Here is a 12,396-nt window from a genome sequence, read left to right as displayed (position 1 = left end):
CATCTCTGACGAGATTCGGGCAATGGGGCGCCAGGCTCGATACCCGGCCGGTAATCTCACGCTGAGATGGATTCACGGAGACTGGAATGCCGCTGTGGTGACCGCGCTCGAACCGATCCGACTTCCTGACTCCGCGTGGCAGAACTCGGAGATCCGCGGCGCCCTGAGCGGCCGCGACATCGCTGCCACCTTCCGATGGGTCCAACACCACAGCGGCGCCAGCCAGGCCCGAATTGCCGCGCAGGTCGGCATGACCCAGAGCCGGGTCAACGAGATCATGAACAGGAGACGGGAAGTCACCCGCCTCGACGTCTTCGAACGAATCGCGGACGGGCTGAACATGCCGGCCGACGCTCGACGGATGCTCGGCCTCGCCCCGCAGCGGGAGAGTCGAACTCCCGGCGCGGCATTCGACCTTGCGGCGTTCCCGGAGATCGTTCGCGTTCACTCCGACCAGGCGTCGGCAGCGGCTGAGATCCAGCGCGCGGCCCGCTCGGCGTCGGAACTCGACATCCTCGCCGTCCGGGGTCTCGGACTACTCGCGCTCCGGGACTCCCTGCTCCGCCCGCACCTCGACCGTGACGGTGACGACCCACCCCGCCTTCGGGTCCTCCTCCTCGCCCCGGACTCACCCGCGCTGGCCCGTCGGGCCGCTGAGATCGGCGAGTCGCCCGAGTCCCTGGCCAGCGGTGTACGCCTCGCCGAGGCCCGTCTGCGTGAGCTCGCGGAGCTCGGCCGCGTCGAGGTGTACCGCTACCGCACCCTGCCCGTATGGCGGGTGATCCGTCTCGACAAGACCCTCTACGTCAGCGCGTTCGACACGGATCGGGAAGGCCACGAGTCGCCGACCTATAAGGTGCTGGCCACCCCCTACGGACCGCTGTACCGGGGATGGCGGAGGACGTTCGACGCCATGGTGGACGACGCGGAGCGCGTGATCTGAGAGGGGCAGCAGTGGCGATCGAGGCAGAGCTCAAGGCCGTGGTCCGCGATCCGGAAACACTCCTGCGACTGCTGGAGGACCAGTACGGGGCCGGCCGCGCCGAGGTGTACCGCGACACCTACTACGACGCCCCCGACGGTTCACTGATGGGGGCGGACAGGGAACTGCGGATCCGCACCGTTCACAGCCCGCAGGACACCCGGACCGTCCTGACCTACAAGGGGGCCCGTGTCGATGAGGCATCCGGGTCGAAGCCCGAGGCGGAGACCCGCGTCGAGGATGCCGAGGCCGCGCACGAGATCGTCCGCGCGCTCGGGTTCGTCCCCCGGATCGCCTTCGAGAAGCGCTGCCGCAACTACGACTTCCAGCACGACGGCCGGCGGCTCCTCGCCACTCTGGTTCACGTCCCCGAGATCGACGGGACCTTCATCGAGCTGGAGACCGTCGCGGCCACCGAGGCCGACCTAGCACCAGCTCTCACTGTCGTGCGATCCGTCCTTGCCGAGCTCGGCGTCCACGGGGAGGACCTGACGACCGAGCAGTACACCGATGCCGTCGCGGCCTCCCGGCCGGTTCCGCCGCAGTAACCACTCGCCGAGGCCGGCCACACGAAGCGCGGCCCGCAAGGCAACCACCGGCCCGTCCCCGGCCGACCGAACCGGGCATCGTGATCGCCGAATCGGCGGGAGATGCCGGTGACGGGATCGGAGTGGCAAGCCCACGCGCGCCGGCGGGTCCACGGCTCCCCCTGCGGCGGCGTCGACCTCACCGACACCCGCCGGATCGAGCACCGCCTGGTCCGCATGCCCCGCGCCTCCCGCTCCGTGGCCCGCCGGGCACGGTGGGTATCGTGAAGCCCTACCGAACCCCGGAGGAGCAGCACCGATGGCCGACGCCCGCCCGCGCCGACCGGCCCGCCCGCGCGAGGAGGTGTTCGCCACCGCCCGCGCCGCGATCGCCGAGCACGGGCTCGCCAAGCTCACCATGGCCGGCCTCGGCAAGAAGCTCCAGATGAGTGCGGGCCACCTGCTCTACTACTTCGGCAGCAAGGACCAGCTGCTGCTGGAGACCCTCCGCTGGAGCGAGGAGCAGCTCGGCGCCCGCCGCCGCGAGATGCTCGCCGACGCCGCCCGCGACGTCCGGGGGCGGCTGGACGAGTACACCGCGCTCTACCTGCCGGAGGGCCCCGGGGACCCGCGCTGGATCCTCTGGGTCGAGGTGTGGGGCCGCTCCCCCGCCAGCGAGGAGCTGCGGCAGGGGCAGCTGGAGATCGAGGGCCCCTGGCAGGCCGACCTGGTCGCCCTGATCGAGGAGGGCACCGCCGCCGGCCGCTTCGGCCCCGGCGACGCCACCGAACGCGCCGTCCAGATCCGCGCCCTGCTGGACGGCCTCGCCGTCCCGATCGCCCTCGGCCTCACCGGTGCCCGCCGGAGCCGGGCGCTCCACCTCGCCGGGTCCGCCTGCGGCACCCTGCTGGCCGCCGCACCCGCCTGAGCGGACCGGGTCCGGCTACTCGGTCCAGATCGCGGCCGCGGTCCGGTCGTCGGTGTAGCCCTTGGCCCGGACCTGGACCTGGCGGAGGAAGTCCACGGTGCCCGGCGGGTGCGGGTGCGCCCAGTGCGAGGCCAGGAAGTGCGCGACCGCGGGCTCGTCCGCGACCGGACGGGACAGTCCCGGGGTGCACAGCAGCAGGATGTCGCCCGGGGTCGCCGGGACCATCCGGAAGCGGAACGGGCGCGGGCCCGGCACCGGGGACTCCGGCACCGGCGGCTGGCCGTCGGGGTGGTGCAGCAACCGCGCCGCGTACGCGTCGATCCAGTGGCCGGAGCGCAGCAGGTACAGCCCGCCCGGGCCGACCCCGAACGCCGCCCGGTACCCGGCCTCCGGGTCCAGCGAGGTGAGCAGGCAGTGCAGCGAGGCGGGGGACGGCGGCCCGTCCTCCCCGTCCTCCCGGTGCTCCGCGCCGGCCGGGGTCAGGGCACGGAGCGGGGCGACGGCGCCGAGCGCGAGCCGCTGGAGGCCGTAGCGGAGCCGGTCGCGGGCGCCGTCGCGCAGGTCTGCGGCGAGGCCCTCGCGGCTGCGGCCGACGGCGGCCGCGAGCTGACGGCAGGCCTCGGCACTCGCGGTGGCGACCGCTCCGGCGGCCGGGCCGGAGTCGTCGAACCCGCCGAGCACCGCGAGCAGCAGCCCGTCCGCGCCCTCGCCGAACCGGGTGACCAGCAGCGAGTCCCGCCGGGGCTCGCCCCGGTAGCGGGCGGAGTCGCCGCGCACGGAGGCCGCCCGCAGGGTGGTGGCGCCGTACTGGGCCCCCTCCAGCACGGTGTCGGCGACGATGCCGCCCAGCGCGCCGGGGTCGGCCTCGGGGACGGCGGTCGGCTCGGGGCCGTAGGTGGGCGGGCGTTCGCCGACGTGCGGCACGGCGGGTGCGGAGGCGGCCCGGCCGGGGCGGGGGTCCGGGCGCGGGGCGGGCGGCACGGGTGCGGACGCGGGTGCGGGTGCGGGTGCTTCGGGCGCGCGCTCGGAGGCCTCGAACGCGGCGGCTTCGGGCGCAACGACCTCGGACTCGACGGCTTCAAGCTCCACGGCTTCGGGCTCGACGGCTTCGGGCTCGACGGCTTCCGGCGCAACGACTTCCGGCGCAACGACTTCGGGCTCGGCCGGAGCGGCGACCTCGGCCGGCGACTCCAGCGACTCCACCGGCGCCGGCACCGGCTCCCGCTCCGACTCCGGCTCCGGAGCTGCCACGGCGTCGGACTCCGCCCGGGGCTCGGGCACCCGGGGGGCCGGTTCGACGGCCGTGTCCTCGGCCCCGGGCACCCCGGACAGGGTGGCCGGCCCCGCCTCCGCCCAGGCGGGGGCGGGGAAGCGGCGGGTGTCGTCGGCGCCCGGAGGCTCGTCCGCCGGGCGCTGCGGAGCGATCACGCCGACGGCGGTGTCGAACCAGTCGTCGATGCTGTCCCGTTCCAGCACCTCCTGGTCGGCCCGCGACGACCCGGGCTCCGGTACCGCCCCGGCCTCCCCGGGGTCGCCCTCGCGCTGCTGCCCGATGAGTCCCGCCGCCGTCTCGAACCAGTCGTCGACGCTGCCCTCCCCCGGTCCGGCGTGCGGGGTGTCGGGGAGGGTGCCGGCCGGGCCCGCGTAGACCGTGTCCCACCAGCCGTCGTCCGGCCGGAGCTGCTGCTGCGCGGGTGCACCCTGTTCGGTCATCTGGCGGCTCCTGATCGCTGCTGCTCGGTGCTGGTTGCTCGCTGCTTCATGCGCCGCCCCCGGGCGGGCCGGGCTCGACGTCATTGTCCCCAAGTGCAACGACGCTGTCCGGGTTTCGGCGACAACCACGCACACATCGGCCGATACCGATCACCGGGTTCGACGCCCGTTTCGCTTCTGTTCCTCCCGCAGTCGACCGAACCGCCCGGACCAGGGCGTTTCCGGGGTATTCAGGCGGCTCCGCGCTCGAAAATGAGAACCGGGGAGGGGGCTCGCTTCACTCGTTCGGCTGATTAAATGTGCGCATGACCGCGTCGGCCCCCAGCACACCCCGGCCGGGGAGGGCCGCTCTCGCGGTCCGCCCGGTGGGCGTGCTGTGGATCCTGCTGCTGGCCGGGCTGCTGACGGCGCTCCCGTGCGCGGCACACGCCAAGGCGGCCACGGCCGAACGGTCCGGCTTCCCGGTGACCGTCCCGGCCGACCCCCCGGTGGGCCCGCCGACCGGACTCGTCGCCGTTCCCCGGGCCGACGCACCCCCGCACCTCCTCGGCACCGCCGCCACCGGTCCGGCCACCACGCCCCAGACCCTCGGCGACCGCCTCCGCGCGGAGAGCCACCGGCACTGGACCTGGTGCTCGGTCGACGGCGACCCGCCGCACCGCAACAACGGCTGCTCCAGCCACCCGTACTGCGCCCAGGACGCCCAGCTCCCCAATCCGCCGCCGCACCCGCAACCCGCCGCGGCACCCCGGCCGGAGACCGCCGAGGTGCTGCCCCGGGTGGTGCCCGCCGGACTGCTGGTCGGGCCGCACCCCGTGCCCGACCTGCACGAACTCCAAGTACACCGGTCCTGAGCGGAACCCGCCGCCGGCCCCGGCCCTCCCCCGCCGCCCGAACGGGCGCCGGGCGGGCGGGACCGACGGATCCGCCCCCTCCCACCACCTCTTCAGACCGCCGTGCCCGATGCGCGGTGGGGACAAGGACACCTCATGGGTTCCGCCTCCAAGCAGTCGAACAAGGCCCAGGGCAACAAGCCGAGCGGGAAGCAGGCGAGCAACGACCGCCGCGCCCGGATCGCCGAGCTGCGCGCCGCCGAGCAGCGCCGCGACCGCCGCAACAAGATCATCGCGGGCTCGGTCGCGGGCGTCCTGGTGATCGCCGCGATAGCCACCGGCACCTGGATCGTGGTCGACGCCAACAAGGACAAGAAGGCCAAGGCCGCCGCTGCCGCCGCCCCGATCGACGGCGTCCAGACCTTCGGCGACCTGAGCCGCAACCACGTCAAGGAGAAGGTCACCTACCCGCAGACCCCGCCGGTCGGCGGTGACCACAACGCGGTCTGGCTGGACTGCATGGGCACCGTCTACGACCAGCCGGTCGAGAACGAGCGCGCCGTCCACTCGCTGGAGCACGGCGCGGTCTGGGTGACCTACAACGGCAAGGCCACCCCCGAGGACATCAAGACCCTCTCGGACAAGGTGAAGGCCACCCCGTACTCGCTGATGAGCCCCTACCCGGACGAGAAGGGCACCATCACCCTGAACGCCTGGTCGACCCAGCTCGTCGTGGACAGCGCGAGCGACCCCCGGGTGAACCAGTTCTTCACCAAGTACGTCCAGGGCAAGCAGACCCAGGAGCCGGGCGCCTCCTGCTCGATGGGGCAGATGTGACCGCCGCCGAGGCGGACGGCCACCGGGCGGACGGCCCCGGGGCGGACGGCCACCCGGCCGACGGCGCGGACGCCGCTCCGGCGCCCTCGCGACGGCGGATCTGGTGGCCGGCCGCGCTGGCCGCCGCGCTCGCCCTCGCGCTCGGGGTGCCCGCCCTGGTCGCGGGCGGCACGTCGGCCTCCGGGACCTCTTCGCTGAGCGTGCCGGCGGACGACTCCCCGGAGGCCGGGTTCGCCCGGGACATGGCGACCCACCACCAGCAGGCGGTGGACCTGTCGTTCATCGTCCGGGACCGGACCACCGACGAGCCCACCCGCACCCTGGCCTTCGACATCATCAACACCCAGGCCAACCAGCGCGGCATGATGATGGGCTGGCTCGACCAGTGGGGGCTCACCCAGCACTCGCCGGCCAAGCCGATGGCCTGGATGGCAATGGGCGGGCACGGGCACGGCGCCGACTACCAGGCGCACGACGGTTCGCTGATGCCCGGCATGGCCACCAACACCCAGCTCGCCAAGCTCCGCTCGCTGAGCGGGCGGGAGGCCGAGGTGTTCTACCTGCAGCTGATGCTGGAGCACCACAAGGGCGGGGTGGAGATGGCCCAGGGTTACGTCGACATGGCGCGCAACGAGTCGGAGAAGCGGCTCGCGCAGTCGATGGTGATCGGCCAGACCTCGGAGATCGGCCTGATCACCGACATGCTCAAGGACCGCGGCGCCGCCCCGGGCGTGCCCGCCTCCTGAGCCGCCCAGCACGACCGAAAGACCCGAACGACCCGCACACTCTGCACGACCTGCACCACGGCACAGCACGGCCGGGGCGGTGGACGGGACTCCCGTCCACCGCCCCGGCCGTTGCCGTGTCCGTACCCGCTTCCCGCTCCCCGCTCAGCGCCGCCGCACCGGCCGGGCGAGCACGACGGCGAGGCCCGCGACGACGGCGAGCGCCAGCAGGACCGACCGGCCGCCCAGCGCGGGGCCGGCCAGATGGACGCCGAGCACCGGCAGCGCGGTGCCGAGCGCCGTGCCGAGGCTGCGGGCCATGTTCACCATGCCGCCGCCGACCGCCGAGCACTCCGCCGGGATCGCCCGCATCACCAGCGCGTTGTTGGCCGGCAGCAGCAGTCCGAGACCGCCGCCGAGCACCAGCAGCGGGCCCGCCAGCAGCACCGCGGGCGCGGCCAGGGCGGGCAGCAGCGCGCAGCCGAGCAGTCCGGCCCCGGCGAGGGCCGCGCCGAAGCGGCAGCGGAGGACGTCGGACCAGCCGCGCGGCAGCAGCCCGCCGCCGACCGTCGCGGCCACCGCGAACGCGGCCGGGAGCACGGTGATCACCAGGCCGGAGCGCGCGGTCGGCAGCCCCGCCTCGGCGAGCAGCACCGGGCCGAGGACCAGCGGGCAGAACAGCAGCAGGTAGCCGATCAGCGCGACCGCGAGGCCGGGGCGGACACCGGGGGTGTTGACCAGACCGGGCGCGAGGATCGGCCGGGTGGCCCGGCGCTCCTGGCGGACCAGGGCGAGCGCGCACAGGACGGCGGCGGCCAGCAGGGCGGCCACCGCCCAGGCGGGCAGCGGCAGGCCGGAGGCGGCGGAGAGAGCGAGCAGCAGCGCGGTGGTGGAGCCGCCGAGCAGCAGCAGGCCGGCCAGGTCGAAGCGCCCGCGGTCCGGCTCGGACCCGCCACCGGGCCCGAGGAAGGTTCCGCCGACCGGCCCGACGGCAGGCCCGGCGACGGGACGCGGACGCGGGAGTGCCGGTGCGGCCTCGACCCTGGTCCGGGGCAGCAGGAACCACCCGGCCACGATGCCCACCAGGGCGACCGGCACATTGATCCAGAACACCCAGCGCCAGGAGGCGTGCGCCACCAGCAGCCCGCCGAGGCTGGGACCCAGCGCCAGGCCGAGGCCCTGCGCGGCGGCCTGCACCCCGAGCGCCCGGCGCATCGCGTGGCCGGGGACGCCGCGGGCGACCAGGGCGACGCTGTTGGCCTGCATCATCGCGCCACCGACGGCCTGGACCGCCCGGCAGGCGACCAGGGTGCCGAGACCGCCGGCGAACCCCGCCCCCAGCGAGGCCAGGCCGAAGACGGCGAAGCCGCCCAGGTACACGGTCTTGCGGCCGACCAGGTCGGAGAGCCGGCCGACCGGCGCCAGCAGCGCGACCAGGACCAGCAGATACGCGAGGGCGACCCATTCGACGGCCGCGAACCCGGCGTCGAACCGGCGCTGGAGTGCCGGGTAGACGAGCGCGGTGACGCTGGCCGTCAGCTGGCCGAGGAACGCCCCCAGGCAGACGGTCCCGACGGCGAGCCAGTGGGCGTACCGGCGGCCGGCTATGCCGCGCGGCCGGGGGCGCTCGGCGAGCAGCCGGGCGGTGAGCGTTGACGCGGCGTTCATACGAGGAAATATATCGGATGCAGATATGTTCGCTCTACGATCTGTTCTGGGTGCGACCGGTCCGTCACGGAGCGGGACCGGTCGCGCCCGACCGGTCCGCAGCCGTCAAAGGGCACCGGTACCAGGCGATACGCTGTCGGCCATGCCGTCGTCACCGTCCGTTCCCGAATCCACCACAGGCCCGCACGGCCTCGAGCCGCGGGACGCGGAGCCGACGACGATCGAACGCGCCCGCCGGCTCACCGACGCGGTCACCCGGCTCCGCCGCGCCCTGCGCAGCAGCATCCGGACCGACTACCCGTGGGAGTCCCTGCCGATGGCGCAGGTCGAACTCCTCCAGACGCTCGCCGCCGCACCGCTGCGGGTCGGCGAACTGGCCGCCCGGCAGCGGCTCGCCCCGAACACCGTGAGCGGGCTGGTCGGCAAGCTGCTGGAGGCCGGCTTCGTCGACCGCCAGGCCGACCCCGGGGACCGTCGCACCGCCCGGATCGCGCTCACCCCGGCCGGGCGCCGCCAGCTCGACGACTGGCAGCGCGCCCACGAGCGCCGGATCGCGGACGCTCTCGACACCCTCTCCGTCGCCGACCGCGACGCCGTGATGCACGCGCTGCCCGCCCTGGAGAACCTCGCCCGCGCCCTCGCCGACCCCCTGGCCTGAGCGGCGAAAACGGCTACCACCCCGGTGGTCGGCGCCACTATCGTCCGGCCATGGACACCCCCGCGCTGCGGCTCGAAGCCTGGACCGACTCCGATCTCGCCCTGCTGCGGCTGATCAACACCCCGGAGATGCGCCGGCACGTCGGCGGGCCGGAGAGCGAGGAGCGGATGCTCGTCCGCCACCGCCGCTACCTCGACTTCGTGCCCTCCGGGACCGGCTGCATGTACCGCGTGGTGCTGGAGACCGAGGAGGTGCCCGAGGGGGTGTCCGTCGGCAGCGTCGGCTACGCCGAGCGCGCGTGGCAGGGCGGCACCGTCTACGAGATGGGCTGGAACGTGCTCCCGCCCCACCGGGGCCGGGGCATCGCCGCGGCCGCGGCGCGGGCCGCCGTCAGCGCCGCGGCCCGCACCGCGCGCCACCGCCACCTGCACGCCTTCCCCTCGGTGGACCACCCCGCCTCCAACGCCGTCTGCCGCCGGGCGGGTTTCACGCTCGTCGGCGAGACCGACTTCGAGTTCCCGCCCGGCCGCTGGATGCGCAGCAACGACTGGCGGGTGGACCTGGCCGCGGTCGCCGGCTGACGGTCCCGTCCCGCCCGACCTGCGGCGTGGCCCGGTCCGGTCCTCCTCCGGGCGGGCCGGGCCCGGCGGGCGCCCCGTACCTCCCCGGCCGTCAGAACAGGGCGCCGCTCTCCAGGTCCAGCAGCCAGCGCTTGCGGTCCGTCCCGGCGGCGAAGCCGGTGAGGGCGCCGTTGGCCCCGACGACGCGGTGGCAGGGGCGGACGATGAGCAGCGGATTGGCACCGACCGCGCCGCCGACCGCGCGGACGGCCCGCGGGGACTCGCCCGCCAGTTCGGCGAGCCGGCCGTAGGTGACGGTCTCCCCGTACGGGATCCGGTCCAGCGCCTCCCAGATCCGGCGCCGGAACTCGGTGCCCACGGGGGCGAGCGGGAAGTCGAACCGGGTGCGCTCCCCGGCGAAGTACGCGGTCAGCTGGGCCACCGGCTCGGCCAGCGCCTCCGGGTCGTGCTCCCAGTCGTCGGCGGGCTCGGCGAGCGCGTACTTCTGGCCGGGGGCCGTGACGGTGGCCAGCGCGGCCGGACCGCCGTCCACGGGCCGGACACCGCTGAGCATCAGCCGCCCGAACGGGCTCTCCATGAAGGTGAAGACCGTGGTGCCGGTCCCGCCGGAGGTCCCCCCGTCCGCGGCGTTCCCGGTCGTCGTCCTGCCGGTCGTCGTCTTCGGAGCCGTCGTCCTCGGAGCCGTCGTCCTCGGGATCGTGGTCTTCGGAGTGGTCTTCGGAGTGGTCTTCTCGGTGGTGCTCATGCGGGGGTGTTCTCCGTTCGGGTGCTGAGGTCGTCGGCCGGGGCCGCCCAGAGGCGGTGCACGGCGTAGGAGCGCCACGGGGCCCAGGCGCCGGACGCGAGGGCGGCGGACTTCGGGTCCCCCGGGGCGCCGAGCCGGAGCAGTCCGTGCCTGACGCCGATGTCGCTCGGGAGGAAGACGTCGGGGTCGGCGAGCGCGCGCATCCGCAGGTAGCCGACGGTCCACGGGCCGATGCCGGGCAGGGCGAGCAGTTGAGCGGCCGCCTCCTCCCGGTCGACGCCGCCGTCGAGCCGGACGGTGCCCTCGGCGAGGGCGGCGCACAGGCCGGTGAGCGCGCGGCGCCGGGCGGCCGGCATCGCGAAGTCCTCCGGGTCGGCGGTGGCCAGCGCGGCGGCGGTCGGGAAGAGCAGCCGCAGTCCGCCGCTGGGTTCGGGCAGCGCGGTGCCGTACTTCTCGGCCAGTCGGCCGGCCAGGGTGCGGGCCGCGCCGACGGTGACCTGCTGGCCGAGGACGGCGCGCACGGCCAGTTCGTGCGGGTCGACGTGGCCCGGCGAGCGCAGCCCGGGGCGGGCCCGGACCAGCGGACCGAGCAGCGGGTCGGCGCCGAGCTGCTCGTCGACCGCGACCGGGTCGGCGTCCAGGTCGAACAGGACCCGCAGGCGCTGGACGGCGGTCGGCAGGTCGCGCAGGTCGGTGAGGAACAGCCGGCAGTCGAGCCAGCCCCGGGCAACCGGCCGGTCGGCGCCCAGGCCGTCCACCTCGGCGATGCCGGTGCCGTACGGGAGCGCGAGGGTGCGACGGTAGGTCCGCACGCCGGGGCCCGGTCCGGGCACGACCTCCTCCACCCCGGGCACGGCCCGCAGGGCGAGGAAGTCGATCAGGTGGTCGCTGTCGAGTGCGCCCCGGTAGGCGAGCCGCAGGGCGAGGCCCCCGGCCGGGGTGGCGGTGCGCCGACCGGCCGCGACCTCGGCGCGCAGCCCGCTCGGGGTGCGGTCGTAGACCTCGCGCACGGTGTCGTTGAACTGCCGGACGGAGGCGAAGCCGGCCGCGAACGCGATCTCGGTGACCGGCAGCCCGGTGGTCTGGAGCAGCAGCCGGGCGGTCTGGGCGCGGCGGGCGCGGGCCAGCGCGATCGGGCCGGCGCCGAGTTCGGCGGTGAGCTGGCGCTGGAGCTGGCGGGAGCTGTAGCCGAGGCGGTCGGCCAGACCGGCCACGCCCTCGCGGTCCACCACGCCGTCGCCGATCAGCCGCATGGCCCGGCCGACCAGGTCGGCGCGCTGGTTCCACTCGGGCGAGCCGGGGACGGAGTCGGGGCGGCAGCGGCGGCAGGCCCGGAAGCCGGCGTGCTGGGCCGCGGCGGCGCTGGGGTAGAAGGTGCAGTTGACGCGCTTCGGGGTCACGGCCGGGCAGCTCGGCCGGCAGTAGATGCCGGTCGAGGTGACGGCCGTGAAGAAGACGCCGTCGAAGCGGGCGTCCCGGCTGTCCACGGCGCGGTACCGGATGTCGTCGTCGATCACGCTGTCCAGTCTGCGGCACCGGAGGGGCCTCGACCGGCGGAAATCGGACATGGGCGTCGGCCCGGCACCCGGGCGCCGGGCCGGTGGAAAACCAGGAGCCCGCGCCCGCCCCGGCCGGATAGCCTGCGCGGGTCCCCCACCCCGACCGACAGGAGATCCCGTGTCCGAGCAGCCCTACTCCGGTCCGGACGACCCCCGGGTCACCGCGCTGCGCGTCGAGCAGTTCGCCTTCCCCGGCCCGTTGCGGGACCGGCTGGTCGAGGCCGTCCTGTCCGGGGCGAAGACCAGCACCACCGGCCTGGTCACCGAGTACGAGGCCGAGGACGAGCCGCTGCCGCTGGCCGGGACCAGGGGCGCCGTGGTGGACTCGGCCGGGCGGATCGTCGCGGTGACCGAGGTCGCCGAGGTCCGGATCGTCCGGCTCGACGAGGTCGACCTGCAGCACGCCCTCGACGAGGGCGAGGGGTACACGACGCTCGCCGAGTGGCGGTCCGGGCACGAGCGGTTCTGGCACAGCGACGAGCTGCGCGCGGCGCTCGGCGACCCGGATTTCACCGTCACGGACGACACCCGGGTGATCCTGGAGCGGTTCCGGCTGGTCGCCGACTTCCGCTGACGGCCACCGCCGCCCGGCGCCCGGCCCGCCCCCGGTAGCGGCGGCGGGCCGGACGGGCCGGTGGAC

Annotated in this window: 13 protein-coding genes; 9 read left to right on the top strand and 4 right to left on the bottom strand. The window is 75.0% G+C overall.

Going from position 1 to position 12,396, the window contains the following annotated elements:
- Nucleotides 1-94: 94 nt before the first annotated feature.
- From ACIPYS_RS03180 to ACIPYS_RS03170, 3 genes are all read left to right on the top strand, one after another.
- Nucleotides 95-943 (top strand): helix-turn-helix transcriptional regulator, encoded by an 849-nt coding sequence (locus ACIPYS_RS03180; protein WP_093862525.1) that lies wholly within the window; start codon nt 95-97, stop codon nt 941-943.
- 11 nt (nt 944-954) lie between these two features.
- Complete coding sequence (cyaB, locus tag ACIPYS_RS03175) at nt 955-1,530, top strand: class IV adenylate cyclase (RefSeq protein WP_400742358.1); 576 nt, start codon at nt 955-957, stop codon at nt 1,528-1,530.
- Nucleotides 1,531-1,828: 298 nt separating this feature from the next.
- Nucleotides 1,829-2,437, top strand: a complete 609-nt coding sequence (locus ACIPYS_RS03170) for a TetR/AcrR family transcriptional regulator (protein ID WP_093862523.1) — start codon at nt 1,829-1,831, stop codon at nt 2,435-2,437.
- 15 nt (nt 2,438-2,452) lie between these two features.
- Here the strand turns inward: ACIPYS_RS03170 and ACIPYS_RS03165 are convergent, their stop codons facing one another.
- Entirely contained in the window at nt 2,453-4,150 is a 1,698-nt protein-coding gene (locus ACIPYS_RS03165; RefSeq protein ID WP_400742354.1) for a hypothetical protein, read from the bottom strand.
- A gap of 305 nt (nt 4,151-4,455) precedes the next feature.
- Here ACIPYS_RS03165 and ACIPYS_RS03160 point away from each other — a divergent pair, with 305 nt between their 5' ends.
- From ACIPYS_RS03160 to ACIPYS_RS03150, 3 genes are all read left to right on the top strand, one after another.
- Entirely contained in the window at nt 4,456-5,004 is a 549-nt protein-coding gene (locus tag ACIPYS_RS03160) for a hypothetical protein (RefSeq protein WP_159425027.1), read from the top strand.
- Nucleotides 5,005-5,139: 135 nt separating this feature from the next.
- Entirely contained in the window at nt 5,140-5,820 is a 681-nt protein-coding gene (locus ACIPYS_RS03155; protein WP_093862520.1) for a DUF3105 domain-containing protein, read from the top strand.
- Nucleotides 5,817-6,566, top strand: coding sequence for a DUF305 domain-containing protein (locus tag ACIPYS_RS03150; protein WP_400742350.1), 750 nt, complete (start codon nt 5,817-5,819; stop codon nt 6,564-6,566). Before ACIPYS_RS03155 ends, ACIPYS_RS03150 begins: the two co-directional genes overlap by 4 nt.
- 144 nt (nt 6,567-6,710) lie before the next feature.
- On the opposite strand, the gene ACIPYS_RS03145 is transcribed toward ACIPYS_RS03150, so the two are convergent.
- The gene (locus tag ACIPYS_RS03145; protein WP_400742347.1) at nt 6,711-8,213 is read right to left on the bottom strand and encodes an MFS transporter; all 1,503 of its coding nucleotides are present in this window, start codon (nt 8,211-8,213) and stop codon (nt 6,711-6,713) included.
- 142 nt (nt 8,214-8,355) lie between these two features.
- Here ACIPYS_RS03145 and ACIPYS_RS03140 point away from each other — a divergent pair, with 142 nt between their 5' ends.
- The gene (locus ACIPYS_RS03140) at nt 8,356-8,871 is read left to right on the top strand and encodes a MarR family winged helix-turn-helix transcriptional regulator (protein ID WP_400742344.1); all 516 of its coding nucleotides are present in this window, start codon (nt 8,356-8,358) and stop codon (nt 8,869-8,871) included.
- Nucleotides 8,872-8,921: 50 nt separating this feature from the next.
- Nucleotides 8,922-9,452, top strand: a complete 531-nt coding sequence (locus ACIPYS_RS03135; protein WP_400742341.1) for a GNAT family N-acetyltransferase — start codon at nt 8,922-8,924, stop codon at nt 9,450-9,452.
- Nucleotides 9,453-9,543: 91 nt separating this feature from the next.
- On the opposite strand, the gene ACIPYS_RS03130 is transcribed toward ACIPYS_RS03135, so the two are convergent.
- On the bottom strand, nt 9,544-10,197 hold the full coding sequence (locus ACIPYS_RS03130; RefSeq protein WP_400742338.1) for a methylated-DNA--[protein]-cysteine S-methyltransferase: 654 nt from the start codon (nt 10,195-10,197) through the stop codon (nt 9,544-9,546).
- Nucleotides 10,194-11,765: a DNA-3-methyladenine glycosylase 2 family protein gene (locus ACIPYS_RS03125; RefSeq protein ID WP_400742335.1), complete on the bottom strand. Its 1,572-nt coding sequence runs from the start codon at nt 11,763-11,765 to the stop codon at nt 10,194-10,196. The genes ACIPYS_RS03130 and ACIPYS_RS03125 overlap by 4 nt, the downstream gene beginning before the upstream one ends.
- A gap of 109 nt (nt 11,766-11,874) precedes the next feature.
- Here ACIPYS_RS03125 and ACIPYS_RS03120 point away from each other — a divergent pair, with 109 nt between their 5' ends.
- A complete protein-coding gene (locus tag ACIPYS_RS03120) occupies nt 11,875-12,330 on the top strand; it encodes an ASCH domain-containing protein (protein ID WP_231977832.1) in 456 nt (151 codons plus the stop codon).
- The last annotated feature ends 66 nt before the right edge of the window (nt 12,331-12,396 follow it).

This window comes from Kitasatospora sp. NPDC089913 (genome assembly GCF_044748625.1).
GTDB lineage: Bacteria > Actinomycetota > Actinomycetes > Streptomycetales > Streptomycetaceae > Kitasatospora.
Note: the sequence above shows the minus strand (reverse complement) of the source record. Positions and strands in the feature narration are given on the sequence as shown.

Bases quoted from the DNA above. Each gene is read 5' to 3' on its own strand.
- ACIPYS_RS03155 (WP_093862520.1), top strand. From the start codon at position 5,140: ATGGGTTCCGCCTCCAAGCAGTCGAACAAGGCCCAGGGCAACAAGCCG.
- ACIPYS_RS03130 (WP_400742338.1), bottom strand. From the start codon at position 10,197: ATGAGCACCACCGAGAAGACCACTCCGAAGACCACTCCGAAGACCACG.
- ACIPYS_RS03160 (WP_159425027.1), top strand. From the start codon at position 4,456: ATGACCGCGTCGGCCCCCAGCACACCCCGGCCGGGGAGGGCCGCTCTC.
- ACIPYS_RS03140 (WP_400742344.1), top strand. From the start codon at position 8,356: ATGCCGTCGTCACCGTCCGTTCCCGAATCCACCACAGGCCCGCACGGC.
- ACIPYS_RS03135 (WP_400742341.1), top strand. From the start codon at position 8,922: ATGGACACCCCCGCGCTGCGGCTCGAAGCCTGGACCGACTCCGATCTC.
- ACIPYS_RS03145 (WP_400742347.1), bottom strand. From the start codon at position 8,213: ATGAACGCCGCGTCAACGCTCACCGCCCGGCTGCTCGCCGAGCGCCCC.
- ACIPYS_RS03165 (WP_400742354.1), bottom strand. From the start codon at position 4,150: ATGACCGAACAGGGTGCACCCGCGCAGCAGCAGCTCCGGCCGGACGAC.
- ACIPYS_RS03125 (WP_400742335.1), bottom strand. From the start codon at position 11,765: ATGTCCGATTTCCGCCGGTCGAGGCCCCTCCGGTGCCGCAGACTGGAC.
- ACIPYS_RS03170 (WP_093862523.1), top strand. From the start codon at position 1,829: ATGGCCGACGCCCGCCCGCGCCGACCGGCCCGCCCGCGCGAGGAGGTG.